Annotated in this window: 21 protein-coding genes; 13 read left to right on the forward strand and 8 right to left on the reverse strand. The window is 65.6% G+C overall.

Features of this window, described 5'->3' with window-relative positions; translation table 11 throughout:
- Positions 1-3: 3 nt before the first annotated feature.
- Both OH799_RS01455 and OH799_RS01460 read left to right on the forward strand, forming a co-directional pair.
- Entirely contained in the window at positions 4-531 is a 528-nt protein-coding gene (locus OH799_RS01455; protein ID WP_406274584.1) for a phosphopantetheine-binding protein, read from the forward strand.
- Between the two features lie 47 nt (positions 532-578).
- On the forward strand, positions 579-1,496 hold the full coding sequence (locus tag OH799_RS01460; RefSeq protein ID WP_406274587.1) for an aminotransferase class I/II-fold pyridoxal phosphate-dependent enzyme: 918 nt from the start codon (positions 579-581) through the stop codon (positions 1,494-1,496).
- Between the two features lie 80 nt (positions 1,497-1,576).
- On the opposite strand, the gene OH799_RS01465 is transcribed toward OH799_RS01460, so the two are convergent.
- On the reverse strand, positions 1,577-1,930 hold the full coding sequence (locus OH799_RS01465) for a hypothetical protein (protein WP_406274590.1): 354 nt from the start codon (positions 1,928-1,930) through the stop codon (positions 1,577-1,579).
- 58 nt (positions 1,931-1,988) lie between these two features.
- The gene (locus tag OH799_RS01470; protein WP_357273276.1) at positions 1,989-2,360 is read right to left on the reverse strand and encodes a hypothetical protein; all 372 of its coding nucleotides are present in this window, start codon (positions 2,358-2,360) and stop codon (positions 1,989-1,991) included.
- Positions 2,361-2,675: 315 nt separating this feature from the next.
- On the opposite strand from OH799_RS01470, the gene OH799_RS01475 reads away from it, so the two are divergent.
- Positions 2,676-3,515, forward strand: a complete 840-nt coding sequence (locus OH799_RS01475; RefSeq protein ID WP_406274593.1) for an RNA polymerase sigma factor SigF — start codon at positions 2,676-2,678, stop codon at positions 3,513-3,515.
- Between the two features lie 107 nt (positions 3,516-3,622).
- Here the strand turns inward: OH799_RS01475 and OH799_RS01480 are convergent, their stop codons facing one another.
- Positions 3,623-3,817 (reverse strand): hypothetical protein, encoded by a 195-nt coding sequence (locus OH799_RS01480; protein ID WP_327115101.1) that lies wholly within the window; start codon positions 3,815-3,817, stop codon positions 3,623-3,625.
- 223 nt (positions 3,818-4,040) lie between these two features.
- Here OH799_RS01480 and OH799_RS01485 point away from each other — a divergent pair, with 223 nt between their 5' ends.
- A complete protein-coding gene (locus OH799_RS01485) occupies positions 4,041-4,199 on the forward strand; it encodes a hypothetical protein (protein ID WP_406274596.1) in 159 nt (52 codons plus the stop codon).
- A gap of 132 nt (positions 4,200-4,331) precedes the next feature.
- Here the strand turns inward: OH799_RS01485 and OH799_RS01490 are convergent, their stop codons facing one another.
- The gene (locus OH799_RS01490; protein WP_406274599.1) at positions 4,332-5,015 is read right to left on the reverse strand and encodes a PAS and ANTAR domain-containing protein; all 684 of its coding nucleotides are present in this window, start codon (positions 5,013-5,015) and stop codon (positions 4,332-4,334) included.
- A 140-nt stretch (positions 5,016-5,155) separates the two neighbouring features.
- Positions 5,156-5,719: a hemerythrin domain-containing protein gene (locus tag OH799_RS01495; protein ID WP_406274602.1), complete on the reverse strand. Its 564-nt coding sequence runs from the start codon at positions 5,717-5,719 to the stop codon at positions 5,156-5,158.
- Between the two features lie 136 nt (positions 5,720-5,855).
- Between OH799_RS01495 and OH799_RS01500 the strand changes: the two genes are divergently transcribed.
- The 3 genes from OH799_RS01500 (at position 5,856) to OH799_RS01510 (ending at position 9,746) form a co-directional block, all read left to right on the forward strand.
- Positions 5,856-6,683, forward strand: a complete 828-nt coding sequence (locus OH799_RS01500; RefSeq protein ID WP_406274604.1) for an SDR family oxidoreductase — start codon at positions 5,856-5,858, stop codon at positions 6,681-6,683.
- A gap of 649 nt (positions 6,684-7,332) precedes the next feature.
- Complete coding sequence (locus OH799_RS01505; protein WP_406274607.1) at positions 7,333-7,989, forward strand: hypothetical protein; 657 nt, start codon at positions 7,333-7,335, stop codon at positions 7,987-7,989.
- Positions 7,990-8,207: 218 nt separating this feature from the next.
- Positions 8,208-9,746 (forward strand): DHA2 family efflux MFS transporter permease subunit, encoded by a 1,539-nt coding sequence (locus tag OH799_RS01510; RefSeq protein WP_406274610.1) that lies wholly within the window; start codon positions 8,208-8,210, stop codon positions 9,744-9,746.
- A 187-nt stretch (positions 9,747-9,933) separates the two neighbouring features.
- Here OH799_RS01510 and OH799_RS01515 read toward each other — a convergent pair whose 3' ends face one another.
- Together OH799_RS01515 and OH799_RS01520 are read right to left on the reverse strand one after the other, a co-directional pair.
- Positions 9,934-10,719 (reverse strand): alpha/beta fold hydrolase, encoded by a 786-nt coding sequence (locus OH799_RS01515; RefSeq protein WP_406274613.1) that lies wholly within the window; start codon positions 10,717-10,719, stop codon positions 9,934-9,936.
- Between the two features lie 24 nt (positions 10,720-10,743).
- Positions 10,744-11,295 carry a TetR/AcrR family transcriptional regulator gene (locus OH799_RS01520; protein ID WP_406274616.1) on the reverse strand — a complete coding sequence of 184 codons (552 nt, stop codon included), beginning with the start codon at positions 11,293-11,295 and terminating at the stop codon, positions 10,744-10,746.
- An 84-nt stretch (positions 11,296-11,379) separates the two neighbouring features.
- On the opposite strand from OH799_RS01520, the gene OH799_RS01525 reads away from it, so the two are divergent.
- Positions 11,380-12,099: an SDR family NAD(P)-dependent oxidoreductase gene (locus OH799_RS01525; RefSeq protein ID WP_406274619.1), complete on the forward strand. Its 720-nt coding sequence runs from the start codon at positions 11,380-11,382 to the stop codon at positions 12,097-12,099.
- Between the two features lie 277 nt (positions 12,100-12,376).
- On the opposite strand, the gene OH799_RS01530 is transcribed toward OH799_RS01525, so the two are convergent.
- Entirely contained in the window at positions 12,377-12,808 is a 432-nt protein-coding gene (locus tag OH799_RS01530; RefSeq protein ID WP_406274622.1) for an SRPBCC family protein, read from the reverse strand.
- A gap of 662 nt (positions 12,809-13,470) precedes the next feature.
- Here OH799_RS01530 and OH799_RS01535 point away from each other — a divergent pair.
- Genes OH799_RS01535 through OH799_RS01555 form a run of 5 tightly spaced genes read left to right on the forward strand, consistent with a single transcriptional unit; the run spans position 13,471 to position 17,470 of the window.
- Positions 13,471-14,853, forward strand: a complete 1,383-nt coding sequence (locus OH799_RS01535; RefSeq protein ID WP_357273300.1) for a sensor histidine kinase — start codon at positions 13,471-13,473, stop codon at positions 14,851-14,853.
- Entirely contained in the window at positions 14,853-15,278 is a 426-nt protein-coding gene (locus OH799_RS01540; protein ID WP_406274625.1) for a roadblock/LC7 domain-containing protein, read from the forward strand. Before OH799_RS01535 ends, OH799_RS01540 begins: the two co-directional genes overlap by 1 nt.
- The gene (locus OH799_RS01545; protein ID WP_357273304.1) at positions 15,275-15,619 is read left to right on the forward strand and encodes a DUF742 domain-containing protein; all 345 of its coding nucleotides are present in this window, start codon (positions 15,275-15,277) and stop codon (positions 15,617-15,619) included. Before OH799_RS01540 ends, OH799_RS01545 begins: the two co-directional genes overlap by 4 nt.
- The gene (locus tag OH799_RS01550; protein WP_357273307.1) at positions 15,594-16,199 is read left to right on the forward strand and encodes an ATP/GTP-binding protein; all 606 of its coding nucleotides are present in this window, start codon (positions 15,594-15,596) and stop codon (positions 16,197-16,199) included. The genes OH799_RS01545 and OH799_RS01550 overlap by 26 nt, the downstream gene beginning before the upstream one ends.
- Positions 16,196-17,470 carry a cytochrome P450 gene (locus OH799_RS01555; protein WP_406274629.1) on the forward strand — a complete coding sequence of 425 codons (1,275 nt, stop codon included), beginning with the start codon at positions 16,196-16,198 and terminating at the stop codon, positions 17,468-17,470. Before OH799_RS01550 ends, OH799_RS01555 begins: the two co-directional genes overlap by 4 nt.
- Positions 17,471-17,480: the final 10 nt, after the last annotated feature.

Raw genomic sequence — 17,480 nt, forward strand, 5'->3', positions numbered from 1 at the left:
GCCGTGTCCTCGCTTCCTTGGTCCGACCTGGTAGCGCGCTGCCTTGCCCCCAGCCCAGGGCCCGGCGCGACCGGCAGCGAACTCGCCGACACACTGGCCGCGCTGTACCGCGACGGGCTCGACCCCGACTGGGACCAACTCTACGAACCGGCACAACGTGTCCGCCGTCGTCTGCGGGCGTACCAGTTCTCGACCGAGCATCGGTTCTGGCCCGAACCGACCGCTCGCACAACGCCTTCCACGCCCTCCGAGGAAATCACCATGGACAATCTCATCGCGCTCTTCCGTGAGCAGAACGCAGTGCTGGCGAGCCTCGTGGCGGGACCGTCCGATCTCGGCTCCCCGCAGCAGGCTGCCCCGCGGACGACCCCGGAGGCGGTCGCCGGTGTCGTCCGCGGACAGTTGGCCAGGGTGAGCGGGCTCCCGGCCGACCGGCTCCGCGATGCCCAAACCCTCAGCGACGAACTCGGCTTCGATTCTATGATGCTGGCCGACCTGTTCGGTGGGCTCGTCCGCAAGCTCCCGGGCTGACCGTCGATCCGTCCTGGTTCACGCCGACGACGACACTCGGCGACGTCGTGACCTGGGTAACGGGTCGGATCGTCGGCTCATCCGGCCCCTGTGCCGCCGCACCGGCCCGCAGCGCCCACACCGGCCAAGACGTACCAGAACCCCAGCTCGCAGCCGTGGCACCGGAGTACCGGATCTCGGACTTCGCCGAGGTGAAAGCGATCACCGATCGGCTATCGGGTGCCGAGGTGCTCGGCCTGTCCAATCCGTACTTTCTGATCAACGACGGAGTCACCAGAGACACCTCGGTTATCGATGGGGCACCGGTACTCAACTTCGCCAGCTACAACTACCTGGGCATGTCCGGTCATCCGACGGTCGTAGCGGCAGTGCAGGACGCCGTCGCCCGCTATGGCAGCTCATGCTCGGCCAGCCGGGTGCTCTCCGGCGAGAAGCCGGCGCACCGCGAGCTCGAGGCCGAACTTGCCGCCCTACTCGGCACCGACGATGCGATCGCACTCGTCGGTGGACACTCCACGAATGTCACGATCATCGGGCATATCGTCGGACCGGAAGACTTTGTCATCCACGACAGCCTGGCGCACGACAGCATCTTGCAGGGCTGCAAGCTTTCGGGCGCGGCGCGTCGGCCGTTCCCGCACAACGACCATGCCGCACTCGACCGGCTGCTGAGCGAAATCCGCCACCAGTACCGCCGGGTCCTCATCCTCATCGAGGGCGTGTACAGCCAGGATGGTGATATCCCTGATTTGCCCGCGATCATCGCGGTCAAGAAGAAGCACAAGGCTCTGATGATGATCGACGAGGCGCACAGCATCGGGGTGCTCGGCAGGAGCGGCGGCGGGAGCGGCGAATTCTTCGGCATCGACCGGCGCGACGTCGAATTGTGGTCCGGCACCATGTCGAAAGCGCTCGCCGGTTGTGGTGGCTACGTGGCGGGCAGTGCGGAGCTGATCGCTTCTTGAAGTACACGACGCCCGGTTTCGTCTACAGCGTCGGCATGACACCGATGAATGCGGCGGCCTCCGCGGCGACGATTCGACAACTACGGGCGGACCGGGAGCCACTCGAACGTCTGCGGCACAACTCGCGGCTGTTTCTGCGGCTTGCCCGGGATGCCGGGATCGACACTGGCGACAGCAACGACACCCCGATCATCCCGTGCATCGTGGGCGACTCGCTGAAGACCCTGAAACTGGCCAACGCGTTGCTGTGCCGCGGCATCAACGTCAATCCGATCCTGTACCCGGCGGTTCCAGAAGACCTTGCGCGCCTTCGGTTCTTCGTCACCGCCTGCCATACCGAGGACCAGATTCGCGATGCCGTCAAGATCCTCGCCGAGGAACTCGCGCTGCTCGACAGGGGGCGCAGTAGCGCACCATGCAGAGCGGGCAGCCATCGCACTGCCCGCCCAGGCGGCCCATCGTGCTCGCGGCTGTCGGTCCGTGCGCGGTGCCTCACTCCGGTGGCTCCGGCGTGCGTACATCCTGGGGCACCGAGCCGCCGGCGATGTCGGCGGCGATCCCGAGTCGTTCCTCGTAATGGTCGGAAGGCGGCTTCGCCTGCGAAGGCTCGATCGGAGTGTCGGGCTCTTCCTCGGCCAGACGTTCGTCGAGTGGCCGCGGATGGCCTTCCTCCCAGGGTGTCATGCCATACTTCGTTGCACCGGACCAGTGTTCGGGCGGATCCATTCCTCGCTCGAGTGGATCTTCGTGCAGTCGGTCCTCATCGAGGTCCTCGGCGCTGCTGAGCGCCGCCGGGTCGGTCTCGACGGAGTCGGGTAGCCCGGTGTCCTGCGGTGGGTCGTAAGTCTCATGCGGTTCGCTCATTGCTGCGCCCCTCTCGTATAGACGATTTCCGATTGCACGGCACCAGCGCGAATTGCTTGTCTGCGAGGCAGGCAGCGGAGACCGCGAGTGCCGAACACCCGGGCGGCGAATGCCGCCTACCCGCAGGCAGTGGCTCGAAACCAAGCACCGGAAGTAGCCAACGGCGGATTCCGCTCTCAGCGGGAACGATGGCGCCGAGCCGCGGAAATGCCCGGACACCGTTCTTGCTCGCACCCGAGTCTTCGGGTTTCGGCCACTACCGGTCGGGTACCGCGGGTGCATCGGCAAAGCTGGTTGGCAGCGAGGAGGTCCTTGATGAGCGAGTCGGCAGACTGGAAGCGACAGTCCCCACATCGGCCCTGCCCCGGGGAGAGCTACGACGACATCGAGCCGTGGTTCGAGAAGCTGTCTGCCCTCGAAGCCGATGATGCGCATCGGCGACTGGTGCGCGACCAAATCATCGGGATGTGTCTGCCGCTGGCCGACCATATCGCGCATCGATTCAGTGGCCGCGGCGAGCCGGTGGATGACCTGCTCCAGAGCGCGCGGCTGGGGTTGGTACACGCCGTGGACCGCTTCGACGTCTCCCTGGGTGCGCCGTTCCTGGGATTCGCGATTCCGACGATCATGGGCGAGGTCCGTCGCCATTTTCGAGACCACACGTGGGCGGTCCAGGTGCCGAGGCGAGCGAAAGAGATACAAGCACTGATCGGCCCGGCCACAGAACTGCTGACGCATCGGCTCGGACATGTACCCACCGCTCGTGAGATCGCTGCCGAACTCGACCTCGGTCTGGACGAAGTCACCCGCGCGTTCATCGCGCGCAACGCTTACCAGGCGAACTCATTCGATGCGGTGTTCGGCGACGAGGAGGACGACACGCCGCCGTCGATCCTCGACCGCCTCGGCGCCGACGAGCCGTGCTATCGGCTGATGGAAGATGCCATGGCGGTGCGGCCGTTGATCGAAGCGCTGCCCGACCGTGAACGCCGGGTGCTGATCTGGCGGTTCTTCGAGTCCAAGACCCAGTCTCAGATCGCGGCGTTGCTGGGTGTGTCGCAGATGCAGATTTCCCGCATCTTGTCGCGGACTCTGGCCATGCTGCGTCAGCAAGTCGCGGCCGAACCCGCGCGAAGGCCTACCGCAGTTGCCTGACCGGCCCGGCTGGGCCGAGCGGGAGTTCCCGCTCGGCCCCACACTCACGCAGTACCCGGGCCCACACCGCTGAACCGGTCCCTCAGGAACAGGGACCGCCGGCGCACCTACATATCCCTTGCCAGTCCGGGTTCGAGCCGATAGTCCCGTTCGAGTTCCTGCAGCAAAATCGCGCGGCGACGTCCTCCTCCGCGCGGCTCGATCTCTGCGTAGGGGACCGGACCGCGCCGGATCGCCGCGACTTGAATTGCCACGTCGTTGTTATCGAGACGGATGAGCTTCGCACCGCGCGTAATCATCATGGTGTGGAACCTCTCCACTGGTAGGGGTGTTCCCCGGCGCGACTACCCGGTCCAGTTGGCGTCAAACCGGGTTGGAAGGACGACGCCCCGGTGTCCGGCTGGCTGTGTTTCGGCGCGATGAAACGGGTCATTCCGCACCCGCGAATCGGATTACCGCTTTCGTGCCCCGCGTGCCCTTCGGTCGCGGAAGGGAAGCATCGTAAAACGCGCACAGGAGGATCCCATGGTTTCACCGGATATGATCGCCCAACTCCGCCAGGACATCACCACCGCCGAGGACGCAGGCGACAAACCGACTGCCAATCGCCTTCGCGCCGAGTTGGCCACCGCGTTGCAAGCGGCTCGCGGCGGCGAACAGCTCGACGACCTCGACGAGCGATAACTCTTGGGCAGCGCCGCGCACATCGAAGGATCACTCGTCGCCGCGATCCGTCGACGGCCGGAGCGCGGGGCCCCGGTGGCGATCTGCTCGATCGGACTGTCGACCTGGTTTTGTGACCGGCGTGCCGCCCGCTCAGGCGACTGGTTCATTTCTTTGATGTGCGGTCAACAGCAGGTGGTCGAGTCGTGTCCGAAGTCCGATCTCGTCGCGGGCGACTGCGGGTAACTCGGCGATTACCCGCGCGGCGAGAGTTCGCAGTTTGGTGTTGGTGTCTTGGGAGCGCCATTTGAGTACGCGGAATGCTTGATCGGCGTTGATGCCATAGGCCAGCATGAGTGCTCCCTTGGCTTGCTCGATCACTTCCCGGGCTTCGACCAATTGCGGCAAGGTGTCATCGAGAGCTTCCCGGCGACACGCGGCGAGGGTGTCGGTCAGATCGATGTAGTAGCCCCAGGTGCCGATGACGTCACCGTTGTCGTCGATCATCCGATCGGAGACCACCATAACTTCGTGCACGCGACCGCCGGCGTCGATGATGCGGTGCCGGCTGGAGAATGGACCGCCGTCTTCGACCGAGGTGATCATCGCCTCCAACCGATCGCGATCCTCGGGATGCTTGTGCGAAAGCAGGAGCTCGGTGGTCGGCTCGACCGCATCGGGCTCATAACCGTGCAGGCGCGCGACCTCCGCGGACCACTCCCAGCGCTTGGTCGCGAAGCAGAACCGGAAGCTGCCGATGTCTTGCGGACTACCTACGCCGATCGCACGCTCGAGTTCCACTACTTCGTCTGTCGAGAGATCGCCGCCGTGCGTCATGATTCCGAGTATTCACCCGTCGGACCGTACGGTTTGTCGCAATGCGACTTTTCGTGCTCTTTTCGCGCGCGGTCGGGTGCCCTCGAGTTCGGCTCGAACGCGGCGGCGCGGGCGACTCGCCCTCGGCGCCGCCACGATGATCAGGGTCGATGCGCCTGAGCCCAGTTGCGCACAGCGTCGCGAGCACGGTCGAACAGGGACAAAGGAGGGCCCGCAACGACGTTGGCGGTGGCTGACTCGCCGGCGTGCGGGTGCGGCCGGGTCGGCGCGACCGCTTCGGCCACGCGAACCGCGTCGGCCATCCGACGCAATTGCTCCTGGGAGGTCGAGTTGCGCAGTGCGGGGAACTCCTCGTTCTCCTCATGCGCGGCGTGGGCGAGCACAGCGGTGGCGAACTTGTCGAATTTCGCGTTGAACTCGGGATGGTCCACACCCAGGTCGGAAAGTTCGGTCAGTACACGCTTGGCCTCGTTTTCCTCGTGCAGTCGTTCCTCCACGATCTCGTCGCCCGCTTCGGTTCGTCGCGCAGCCGGGTGAACGACCTGTTCCTCGGCGCTTTCGTGGACTGCCAGGAGGCGAACCAGTTCGTTGAACTGTTCCTGTTTCGGACCACGCTCGTTGCGCAGCCGATCGAGCAAATCCTTGACCTCGTCATGCTGATGCAGCAATAGGTCGATCACGCTTTCATCGGTGCCAGCGGCCATTGCGGTCATCCTTTCGAGTCGGCACTTCCGATCCCTACCGGCACTACCCGTGGTGGACCCGACCAATCACCTAGGACACCCCTTCGGCCTCGCGCCAGCGGAGCGTGAACATCGCATGACCGGGTATTCGCCGGCCATGGCAACAATCGCTCCGCTTCCGCAAGATCGCGTCGGCGCGCCACTACGTGCTGTGGTGACCGGATCCGACTCGGGCATCGGCGCGGCCACGGCCGTCGCCTTGGCAGGCGGCGGTGCCGATGTCGGCATCACCTTTCACTCCGACCGTCAGGGAGCCGACCGGACCGCCGAACAGGTACGCGACCAAGGCGTCACGGCAGCAGTGCGTCGTCTGGACCTTGGCGACCTGCCAACCGCGGCGTCGGTGATCGACGAACTGGCCGAAGAACTCGGTGGCATCGACGTGCTGGTGAATTGCGCGGGCACCGGCTCGGCGCAGAAAGCTATGGACATGGATTTCGACACCTGGCGCCACGTACTATCGGTCGACCTCGACGGGGCATTCCTGTGCTCCCAACGCGCCGCGAAACACATGATCGCCGCGGGAAAAGGCGGCCGCATCATCAATATCACCAGCGTCCACGAGCATGCTCCACGTGTTGGCTCCGCGCCGTATTGCGCGGCCAAAGCCGGGCTCGGCGCACTGACCAAAGTGCTCGCCCTGGAACTTGCCGAGCACGACATCACAGTGAATTCTGTCGCCCCTGGTGAGATCTCGACTCCGATGACCGGCCAAGAGGACGTCGATCCGCGAGCGCAACGGCGTCCCGGACTGCCCTTGGGCCGCCCAGGCCATGCCAAGGAGGTTGCCGCGGTTGTCGCTTTCCTGACCACGCCGGCGGCGGGTTACGTGACCGGCGCGTCGTATGTGGTGGATGGAGGGATGCTCTTGATGGGGCCGCAGGCGAGCACCCTGCTCACCGACGAGGATTGGCGGCAGCCGTAGTGGCGTTCACGACCCACGCTCGAGGGTTCGCTCGCTGGACCTGCCGACGATAGCGATCGTCCCGCATGGACGATCGCGGCTGCGGCTACAGCATGGGAGTCTTTTACCGACCGATATGTTTGTTGTGTATTTCCGGTGGTACCCGCCGTACGTATCGGGCCGACAGCGCGGTCGTACCGCCCGGAACCGCGGGGGACCTGCGCTGCTCGACGAGCCGCCGGGATCGGCGGCGACGCGTCGCGACCGACCGGCACCCACGAACACGAGGGTCCTCCGCGATATCTGCTCCACCGCAGAGGAACGGCATCATGATCGAGAACCCGAGTGTGCGTACCGCCGATCAGGAACGAGAACCCGTGGTCTGGCCCGACCCGAGCCCACTCAGCTCGTGGTGGGCCGACGTCATGGCCCATCGATCCGCCTCGGACCCGCACATCGATTGCCGACCCGATGCAGAACTGACCACTGACAGCAGCCGAGATCGGGACCCTCGGTCGGCCCGATCACAGTCTCCGGCGCCGCACGGAGTTGGCTGATTCCCCAGGTGACGCTGAGTGGCGCATGCTGCCAGCGATGCAGACCCCGATCCGTGATCGGTAGGCTGGGCTGCACACAGTTAGTGAAACATGTTCTAGAAAGTGGTGCGCCGATGAAGTCGATCTTCGCGCTGTGGGGCGTCCGTGACCTCCTCGCGGCCGACCTGGCGCGGCGGCTCCCAGGTGCCGAGGCGGTGCAGGTGAACGTCTCAGACGCGGCGGTCGAAAACGCGATGCTGCGTATCACGACGTTCGATTCGCCAGTCCAGGCGGTCGTCGGAGTCTGGTGGGCCGCGGATCCGCAACCGGACGCGTCGGCCGACGTGCTCGGCACCCTCGCCGAGCGGGTGGTGGGCTGGCACGTCGAGGAGGTGACGCCGATCGTTCCGCCGGTCGTCGCTCCGCTGGTGCGTTCGCCGGGTCTGGCGAACATCGCCTTCCTGCGGAAACCGGAGGACCTGTCGCACGCCGAGTGGCTGGACCGCTGGCGCACCCACCACACTCCGATCGCCATCGAAACCCAGGCGACGTTCGGTTACGTGCAGAACCTCGTCACCGGACCGGCCACGAACGACGCCCCCGTCATCGCGGGCATCGTGGAGGAGCTGTTCCCGATCGAGGCGCTCAGCGATCCGCATGCGTTCTACGGCAGCGGCGGTGACGACGCGGAGCTGGTGCGCCGGATCGGCCTGCTGATGACGAGCGTGGCCACTTTCGGCGGCGACCGGAACCTGGATCTCGTGCCCACCAGCCGATATCGGCTGCACTGATGGTCTGCGCTCCGCCGAGCTCCGCAGCGCGAACCGGGGCCCGCACGGCGTGGGATGATTTCCGGTGCCGCGCCGACAGGCGAGACGGGTTCGTCCCCGAGGCGGCAGCGGGCTGAACGATTTGTCTCTCCTGCCCGGCGGGGGCCCTTTGACGAATTTTCAGCATGAGGAACCGTAAACAGCTGGTGTGAAGACCACGGAGGTGCGACGCTGAAGCGGTGACACAACCTCCGGATACTCAGGCGGCTCGGCCTGACCCGTCGGCCGACAAATTGGACGCGGCCGTCTTCAAGGTGGCAGGCGTAGTCGTGCTCGGCGCAATCATGTCCATCCTCGACATCACCGTCGTCAGCGTTGCGATCCCCACCTTCCAGCGCGAGTTCGACACGAGCTACGCTATCGCGGCGTGGACGATGACGGGCTACACGCTCGCGCTGGCCAGCGTGATCCCGCTGACCGGCTGGGCCGCCGACCGTTTCGGCACCAAACGCCTGTACATCATGGCGTTGACCTTCTTCGTGCTCGGCTCGGTGCTGTGCAGCACGGCATGGAACATCGAGTCGCTCATCGCATTTCGCGTGATACAGGGCATCGGCGGCGGCATGCTCATGCCGCTCGGCATGACCATCATGACGCACGCGGCGGGCCCGCAACGGGTCGGCCGGGTGATGGCGGTGCTCGGTGTTCCGATGCTGCTCGGCCCGATCGGCGGCCCCATCCTGGGCGGCTGGCTGATCGAGAACTTCAGCTGGCACTGGATCTTCCTGATCAATGTGCCGATCGGCGCGGTCGCGCTGCTGCTCGCGGTCATCGTGCTCCCCGCCGACAAACCAGAGCCGTCGGAGTCGTTCGACTTCCTCGGAATGCTGCTGGCCTCGCCCGGTCTCGCACTGTTCTTGTTCGGTGTCTCCTCCATCCCCGGCGAGGGGACGGTCCTGGCGGTGAAGGTACTGATTCCCGCGATCATCGGCGTGCTGCTCATGATCGCGTTCGTGTTCCACGCGCTGCGCACCGAGCATCCGCTGATCGATCTGCACCTGTTCGGCAACCGTGCACTGACTTTCGCGGTGCTCACCATGGTGCTGTTCGCGGTCGCGTTCTTCGGCGCGGGGCTGCTGCTGCCGACCTATCTGCAGCAGGTCCGCGGTGAATCGGCGCTGCAGGCCGGTTTGCTGATCGCGCCGCAGGGCTTGGGCGCGATGCTGACCATGCCGATCGCCGGCCGACTGGTCGACAAGATCGGTCCCGGCAAGATCGTGATCTTCGGTATAGCGCTGATCGCGATCGGCACGGCCTACTTCGTGCAGCTCGACGCAGACAGCTCCTACGTCTTCCTGCTCACCGCCCTGTTCGTCATGGGTCTGGGTATGGGCTGCACCATGATGCCGATCATGACCGCCGCGATCCAGACCCTGACCCATCAGCAGGTCGCCCGTGGTTCGACACTGATGAATATCGTCAACCAGACCGCGGGGTCGATCGGGACCGCGACGATGTCGGTCGTGCTGACCAACCTGCTGAACAACGAGCCGCTCGCCCGCCCGGCGGTCGCGGCCAACTTCGACCCCTCACTGGCGAGCAAACTGCCGCCGGGTGCGGTCGAGGCGGGTCTGCAGCAGGCCGCGCAGGCGTTCAGTCACACCTACGTCGTGGCATTGGTTCTGATCGTGCTCACCTTGGTCCCCGCGTTCTTCCTGCCGCGGACCAAGCCGAAGAACCAGGAGGCCGCCGACGCGGCGACTGCGATCCACGTGTAGTTCCGTGGTGTCCCGGGATCGCCACCTACGCGGTGATCTCGGGACGTCGCCGTCCGCCGGGCTTCGCGGCCATGCGGACGTGGCAATTGGCCGCGACGACCACTTTCGGGCGCGAGGCCGTCTCAGCTCGGAGGATGTCGTCGATGGCGTAAAGGCGGGCGGTTTCGGCCGCATATCGTCCCGGGGATCAGGAACATGCCTCGTCCAGGAAGCTCAAAACGAGTGGGCTCGCGAGGGCGCGGAATTCGTCGAAGTACGCGTGCCTGGCACCGGGGATGAGGTGCAGTCGCGCGCCGGGGATACGTTCGGCCAGCAGGGAAGCATTCGCGGTCGGATTGAACCTGTCTTCGGTGCCGTGCACTACCAGCGTGGGAATTCGGATATCCGGCAACGCATCCCAGGCGTCGTGCTTGTTGCTGGCGTAGAGGTGCCTGCGTCTCGCGTAGGCGGGCATGGTGGGATCGCCGAGCGTATTACACGGTCCGGACCTGGTCGCCAGCCACGCCGGGCTGTACATCAGTTCCCGCAGAGCCTGTCTCGCGGCGAACGGATCCGGCTGCGCCAGCGACCTCCTGACCTCAGGGCCGCGCTCGACGCTGTGCCTGCCTCCGGGGGAAGTGCAGCCGAGCACCAGGGTGTGCACCCGATCCGGTTGGCGGGCCGCGAGCCATTGGGCCACACGTCCGCCCATGGATGTGCCGTAGACGGCCGCTCGCTCGACGCCGATCTCGTCGAGCACCGCGACGACATCTTCGGCGAATTCCTTTGTGCTGTAGACCTCGTCGGGTTTGTCGCTATCCCCGGTGCCGCGCCAGTCGAGCGTGATCGTGCGGTGCTCGGGTTGGAAGTCATCGCGAATGCCATCCCACCAGTGGTGGTTGTTGGCCTGCCCGGCGAGCAGGACCAGCGGTTTGCCCGCGCCCGCTATTTGATAGGCGAGGCGAACCCCGTCGGAAGCCTTGGCGTATGGCACGGTATGCGCAATCCTTTCCGTGGGTCAGTTGGCCCGGAGGCCGTCGAGCACGAAATCCAGGCATCGGCGCCATGCGATGGGGCCGGTGGCCTCGCCGAGCAGCGCTAGCGCCCATAGGAGGTTGACGACGTCCTCGTCGCTCGCGTCGGCTCGCACGGCGTCCGACTTCCTGGCGCGTTCGAGAACTGTCGACAGCTGCGACATGCCACGATGACACGCCTCGACCAGCTGGGCCGCCGCGGGATGGTCGCCGGTCAACGCCTCGAGCAGTCCGCGATCGGCGGTCAGCCGGTCGAGCAGGTCGCCCACGAACCCGGTGAACGCCGCCCACGCGTCCGGTTCGGTCGCCGCTCGCGCGGCGATCTGGTCCAACGCCGCCACCCGCGGCGGGATCAGCGCGTCTATCAGCGTGTCGCGAGTCGGGAAATGGTTGTACAGCGTTCCGATGCTGACCCCTGCGCGCCGCGCGACCTCTTCCAGCGAGCCGTCGAGGCCCTGCTCGGTAAATACGTCGGCCGCCTCCCGCAACAGCTTCTCGCGGTTGCGTGCCGCGTCCCGGCGCAGCGGTCTGGTCATGGCGACATTCTACAAAATCTGAGGGCGGCCTCGAATTCGTGCTATCGTCAGAAGTCGAGGCACCCCTCAAATTAAAGGAGAATAATGTCGAACAGCAGAACGGCCCTGATCATCGGCGTCGGACCCGGCCTCGGAATGTCGATGGCACGGCGCTTCGGTCGCGAAGGCTTCCGTGTAGCGCTCGTCTCGCGCAGCGATACCAGGCACGACGCGTATCTCGCGGATCTCGCGTCCCGCGGCATCGACGCCAGCGCTCACGTAGCCGACGTCACCGACCGGTCACGCCTGATTGCGATACTCGGCGAGATCCGCCGCGACGGCGACGTCGCCGTGGCCTACTACGGCCCCGGCCCGGTTCAGCAGCCCGTGCCGATCACCGAAATCGACATCGCGACAGCGCAATCCGCATTCGACTGGGTCTGGCCCGCAGTCGAAGTGGTGCGCGCCGTCCTGCCCGGCATGCTCGACCGCGGTGACGGCGCATTGCTTTTCGCGGGGGGCCTGTCCAGCGTCCGCCCGATGCCGATGCTCGGGCACCTCGCCCTGGCGACCGCAGCCCTGCGCAATTACGCTCTCACCCTCAACGCGGCCCTGGCCGAGCGCAATGTCTACGTGGGCACCCTCACCGTCGGCGGCCTCGTCGAACGCGGCGACATCCACGCCATGGTTACCGCCGACCCGGCCCGCTTCGGAAGCCCCGAAGGCCACACCCTGGACCCCGATCGCCTGGCCGACACCGCCTGGGACATGTACCGCGATCGCGACCGCGCCGAGGAAGTCTTCGACGCCTTCGCCGGATCGTGAGGCGCTCGGGCAGCGATTGCGCCAGATCCGGCAGGACGCCCGGCTCGCCGGCCGCCAGCTCGCGGAATCGGCGGGCCGGCATCAGATCTGAAGTCTTGTAATAGCCACACCGAATGCACGAATCGGATCTCTGATCTCATGGCCGCTCTCAGGAAATACAGGCCGGCAGCGCATCCTGGCTCGCGACGGTCGGTGAGGACGCGGTATGAATGATCGGCGGGTGGATCGGCTCTCGCGGTGACGTGCATGCCGCACCAGCGGATCTCGGGGTAGGAACTCAGGCGTAGAGGGCGACGAAGCGGTCGAGGGAGCGTTCGATGTCACCTTTGACCGCGCGGGCGACGCCGGAGCCGATCGGGCCGAACAGTGGTTTGCCGCCGAGTTCGATGTCGACGGTGACTTCGGAGCCCGAGCCTTTCGGGGCGACGAGCAGTTGCAGGCCCAGTTTGGTGCCACCCTTACCCGCGCCGATCAGTCGCAGGCGGCGCGGCGGTTCGGCGGCCTGGACAGTCCAGGACACCCGATTGCGCAGGCCCTTCACGGAGGCGATGCCGACCAGTTGCGTGCCGACGGTCAGTTCGGCGGGGACGGGACCGCGCCACGCTTCGTGCATGGTCAGCCATTTGTCGAGTTCGGCGAGGTTGGAGGTGTGCGACCAGGCATCCTCGGGGGAGATCGGGACGTCGACGGAGACCCTCAGCTTTGCCATGAGCGCATGGTATCCGGTACCGGCGGTCTTCCGATGTGAGGGCGGACGGGTGTGGTTGTGCCGAGAAGGGAGTCGGCCGACGGTATTCGAGTGATAGGTCCAACGCGCTGGACATCTCGTCGGGCACCTGAGGAGGTAATCGAATCCATGCGCCGTCAAGACTCGTTGATAGATCAGTGAACGCCCATTCTGCCTGGGAATTCCCAGTGTCGAGGACCGTCGGCGCATGCGGGCACGCCACCATCTCGGTCGGTGCCCATCCGCGATACTGGCCCTCGCGGAGCGAACGGTGATCGGATTCCATTGCAACCCAACATTATTGCGCATCCGTGCTGCGACCTGCGGCACCGGTCGTCCCGGTTCGGGAAAGCGTAAAAGTGTCGGTGGGGATGGGGAGAGACTTCGTTGAAATACTGCTAATGTGCGAATGGTCGGGTTCTGGTAACCGTTCGGACACGGTCCGTACGGTCGGCGATTCAACGCGTAATCGCCTGCCCCGCGGGCACTGTGCGGTAGGCGCGGTGAGTGCCGAAGCGGAGCTCCGGTCCTCCGACACGGACGCGACCGACCCGGTCAGTCCATGGTCGGCAGGCGAGGGAAGGCGAGCGAAGCAGGATGGCAGAGAGCCGATTCCTCGAGACAAGTCAACGACGAAAGAACTGATGAACCAAGATATCGCCGTGGTGCTTTCATGGGTCCTCGCCGCCGCTCTGGTGATCGCCGTAGCGGGGGCGTTATACGCAGTGCAGTATGCCAACGGACAGCGAGACCGGGTCGAGGCTCTAACCAGGGAACAGCGCGCAACGGAGGACACGCTGGAGCGGTTCGCCGCCACCACGCTACCCGCGGTGGCCGACTCGATCCGCCGGTTCGAGTCGCAGGTGCCTCCGGTCGAAGTGCAGGCGGGCATGGAGAATTCGCGGCTCGCGCAGTGTCTGCGCTGGATCTCCGAGCGGTACGCCGACGATCTGAGCCTGATGCGCTCGGAGACCAGGGAGCAGACCAACAACGAAGCGCACCAGGCGATCAAAGCCGCCGAGGAGGCCGCGCGCACGGAGGTGTCGGCAGCGTCGCGCCAGGCGACCAGCGCCGCGGTCCGCTCGTTCGGCACCTCCGTGGTCAGCCTCGGCGCCGACGTCAGCCAGGTGGTGAGCGCCGCGTTGCGCGAACACCGCGACGACGAGGTCTACGCGACGCTCACCCGCATCGACCACACCATCCAGCAGATGATCCGCCAAGCGCAGGCGTTCGTGATCGTGTGCGGTGGCCTGCCCGGTCGGCGCTGGCCACAGCAATCGCTGACCGACGTCGTCGGCGGCGCAACCGGCCGCGTTCGTGATTATCTGCGCGTGCGCTCCGGCCAGCTGGATCGGATCGTCATCAGCCGGGCCGTGGAACCGCTCGTACACACGTTGGCCACTCTGCTCGACAACGCGCTGCGCTATTCTCCGCCGATGTCTTTCGTGGACGTCAGTTTCCAGGAGGGGCACCACGGCGTCACCGTCATCATCGATGACGCGGGCGTGCGGATGAACGCCGAGCAAATGGAAGATGCGCGGCAGGTGCTCGCGAACGAGCGACCGGTCGACATCCACCAGCTCGGTCCCGCGCCCAAGGTTGGATTTCCCGGTATCGCCGCCCTGGCCCGCCGCTACGGTTTCACCGTGTACATCGACGGTCCCAACGTCTACGGCGGCATGCGCGCGATGGTGTACATCCCCGAGTCCCTATTGGTCGCCCCGCAGAATGTCGAACAGTCTGTCGAAGCCAGCAGTCCCGCACAGCCTGAGCCTGAGCCGGTACCGGTGCTGGCCGGAGTGAACGAGCAGCCGAGGGAGGATGAGCGGTCCACCGTGCACGAGATTACCAGCGGCGGCCTACCCAAGCGGCGGCGCCGAACTGTGACGTCGGTGTCCGAATCGGCACCGGGTGGCCCACGCACCGAAACCGGACTCGCCCGCCCCGATATCGCGGCCGCGTGGCAGAGCGGCTCTCAGAGCGGCCGCGCTGCCGCAACCGATCACACCGAAGGGATGACATCCTGATGAGCACACCGGTGACCGACAGCAGCAACAAACTGGGCTGGCTACTCGAGGACCTCAGTATTCCCGGTGTCCGGTTCTCGGTCCTGCTGTCGGAGGACGGTCTGCGGATCGCGCACTCGAGCGGCATCAGCAAGGACGATGCCGAGCGGTTCGCCGCGGCGGCCTCGGGACTGCGGTCGCTCGGCAAGGCGCTCGGTGAGTTCTGCGGCGGCGCGAACAACGGTGTACGGCAGAACATGACCGAGTACGACCAGGGGATGATCCTCATCACCGCAGCGGGTGAGGGTGCGTTACTCGGCGTCGCCACCACCACCGATATCGACGTGGGTCTCGTCGCGCATCGGATGAACGAGCTTGCCTCGCGGGTCGGGCGCGAGCTCGGCAGCCAGCCCCGCAGGAGGCCCGACGGCAGCGAAGTGCCATGACGAGGTCCCGGCGTGATCCCGATCTGGTGCGCGCCTACGTGCGCACCGGGGGACGTTCGCGTCCCACTCGCGAACTGGATCTGGTCACCTTGGCCGTCGCCGCCAAGGATCCGGCGGCCGGTGCGAGCCCCGACGCCCGCCGGGTCCTGACGCTGTGCCGCAGTGCCCTGTCGATCGCCGAGATCGCCGCCTATCTCGATCTGCCGCCGTCCGTCGTGAAGATCATCGTGGCCGACCTCCTCGACAGCGACCATATGGTCATCCCAACCCCGGCCGAAAACCTGCCGGAGATCGCCCTGCTGGAGGAGGTACTCAATGGGCTCCGTGCTCTCGCGGTCTGATAACGCCGTCGATTACGTGCCCGATACCGTGGTCCGGTCGGTGAAGCTGCTTGTCGCAGGCAACTTCGGTGTCGGAAAGACCACGTTCGTCAACAGCGTCTCGGAGATCAGGCCACTCCGCACCGAGGAGACCATCACCGAGGCCAGCGTCGGCGTCGACGACATGGCCGGTTTGACCGGCAAATCGGAGACCACCGTCGCCATGGACTTCGGCCGCATCACGCTCAGCCCGCAACTGGCGCTCTACCTGTTCGGCACGCCCGGACAGAAGCGCTTCGTTCCGCTGTGGGAGGAGTTGGCCCGCGGTGCGCTCGGCGCGCTGGTACTGGTCGACACCCGGCGTATCGAGAAGTCGGACGAGGTTCTGTCGGTGCTCGAGCAACGTGGCGTGCCGTATTCCGTCGCCGTCAACCAGTTCGAGGGTGCCAGGCGTTACGCCCTCGAGGAAGTACGCGACGCGCTCGACCTGGAACCCGACACGCCGCTGACCTCGCTCGACGCACGTGACCGAGGTACGTGTCTGCGCTCGCTGATCACTCTCGTCGAATTCCTGTTCCATCGTCTGGAGTCAACTCATTGACCACGCCGCAGTCCCCACCTGTCGTGCCGCACGACAGCACGACCGGAACCTGTCCCGTCGCGCACGGCTCGCCGATCGACAACGATGGCCCCAGAGTTCTGCTGTATACCCCTGAGTTCGCCGCCGATCCGCATCGCGCGTATCACGAGATGCGCCAGCAGCATGGTTCGCTGGTCTCGATGGAGTTGGCGCCAGATGTCCCTGCGACGTTGGTGATCGGATACCACACCGCGCTGCGAATCCTCAACGATCCCGAGCATTTTCCGGTCGATCCACGTCGATGGCAGCAGAACATCCCCGACGACTCACCCATCAAGCCGATGATGCAGTGGTACCCGAACGCGCTGCGCAACAGCGGAGACGCGCATATTCGCTATCGGCAGGCATACACCGTGAGCATCGACGGAATCGATCTGCACGAACTCCATTCCAAGGTCGAGAAGATCGCCATCCCGCTGATCAATACCTTCTGCGCGGACGGTTCGGCGGACCTGGTGACTCAATACGCGTTCCCACTCGTCTTCGAGATCATCAACCAGATGGTGGGCTGCCCGGCGGAACTGGGCCAGCGGGTCGCGACCGGCATGGCCGCGCTCTTCGATACGGTCAATGCCGCCTGGGGTATGCAGACGCTCAGCGAGGCGCTGATGGAGCTGGTCGAACTCCGGCGCGCAGAGCCCGGCGACGACGTCACCTCGCGGCTGGCGCATCACCCGGCCGAACTCGATGACGCGGAGATGCTTTCTCAGCTGATCAGCTTCTACGGTGCGGGTATCGAGCCGCAGCAGAATTTGATCACCAATACCCTGCTGCTGATGCTCACCGACAAACGGTTCGGTGGCGACGTCCTCGGTGGGAGCTTGTCGACCCGCGACGCCCTCGACGAGGTGCTGTTCGATGACCCGCCGCTGGCGAACTACTGTATGACCTATCCGCGGCAGCCGATCCTGATCGAAAACACCTGGCTACCCGCCCACCAACCGATCGTCGTCAGTATGACCGGTTGCAACAACGATCCCGCGATCCGGGGCGGGGACTATACCGGTAATCGCTCGCATCTGGCTTGGGGCGCCGGGCCGCACGCCTGCCCGGCCAAGTCTGTGGCGTACCTGATCGTGCAGGACGCTATCGATCAGCTGCTCGATGCCATCCCCGAGATGCAGCTGGCCGTGCCGACGGACGAGTTGGTGTGGCGGCCCGGTCCGTTCCACCGGGCCATGGCCGCATTACCGGTCGTCTTCCCGAAGTCCCCGCCATTGAACATGCCGTAAAGGAGCGTCC

This window comes from Nocardia sp. NBC_00881 (genome assembly GCF_045207455.1).
In the GTDB taxonomy this organism is placed as follows: domain Bacteria; phylum Actinomycetota; class Actinomycetes; order Mycobacteriales; family Mycobacteriaceae; genus Nocardia.

Excerpts from the sequence above, each read along its gene's own strand:
- OH799_RS01465 (WP_406274590.1), bottom strand. The coding sequence starts at position 1,930 with ATGGCTGCCCGCTCTGCATGGTGCGCTACTGCGCCCCCTGTCGAGCAG.
- OH799_RS01470 (WP_357273276.1), bottom strand. The coding sequence starts at position 2,360 with ATGAGCGAACCGCATGAGACTTACGACCCACCGCAGGACACCGGGCTA.
- OH799_RS01475 (WP_406274593.1), top strand. The coding sequence starts at position 2,676 with ATGAGCGAGTCGGCAGACTGGAAGCGACAGTCCCCACATCGGCCCTGC.
- OH799_RS01480 (WP_327115101.1), bottom strand. The coding sequence starts at position 3,817 with ATGATGATTACGCGCGGTGCGAAGCTCATCCGTCTCGATAACAACGAC.
- OH799_RS01485 (WP_406274596.1), top strand. The coding sequence starts at position 4,041 with ATGGTTTCACCGGATATGATCGCCCAACTCCGCCAGGACATCACCACC.
- OH799_RS01490 (WP_406274599.1), bottom strand. The coding sequence starts at position 5,015 with ATGACGCACGGCGGCGATCTCTCGACAGACGAAGTAGTGGAACTCGAG.
- OH799_RS01495 (WP_406274602.1), bottom strand. The coding sequence starts at position 5,719 with ATGGCCGCTGGCACCGATGAAAGCGTGATCGACCTATTGCTGCATCAG.
- OH799_RS01500 (WP_406274604.1), top strand. The coding sequence starts at position 5,856 with ATGGCAACAATCGCTCCGCTTCCGCAAGATCGCGTCGGCGCGCCACTA.
- OH799_RS01505 (WP_406274607.1), top strand. The coding sequence starts at position 7,333 with ATGAAGTCGATCTTCGCGCTGTGGGGCGTCCGTGACCTCCTCGCGGCC.
- OH799_RS01520 (WP_406274616.1), bottom strand. The coding sequence starts at position 11,295 with ATGACCAGACCGCTGCGCCGGGACGCGGCACGCAACCGCGAGAAGCTG.
- OH799_RS01525 (WP_406274619.1), top strand. The coding sequence starts at position 11,380 with ATGTCGAACAGCAGAACGGCCCTGATCATCGGCGTCGGACCCGGCCTC.
- OH799_RS01530 (WP_406274622.1), bottom strand. The coding sequence starts at position 12,808 with ATGGCAAAGCTGAGGGTCTCCGTCGACGTCCCGATCTCCCCCGAGGAT.
- OH799_RS01535 (WP_357273300.1), top strand. The coding sequence starts at position 13,471 with ATGAACCAAGATATCGCCGTGGTGCTTTCATGGGTCCTCGCCGCCGCT.
- OH799_RS01540 (WP_406274625.1), top strand. The coding sequence starts at position 14,853 with ATGAGCACACCGGTGACCGACAGCAGCAACAAACTGGGCTGGCTACTC.
- OH799_RS01545 (WP_357273304.1), top strand. The coding sequence starts at position 15,275 with ATGACGAGGTCCCGGCGTGATCCCGATCTGGTGCGCGCCTACGTGCGC.
- OH799_RS01550 (WP_357273307.1), top strand. The coding sequence starts at position 15,594 with ATGGGCTCCGTGCTCTCGCGGTCTGATAACGCCGTCGATTACGTGCCC.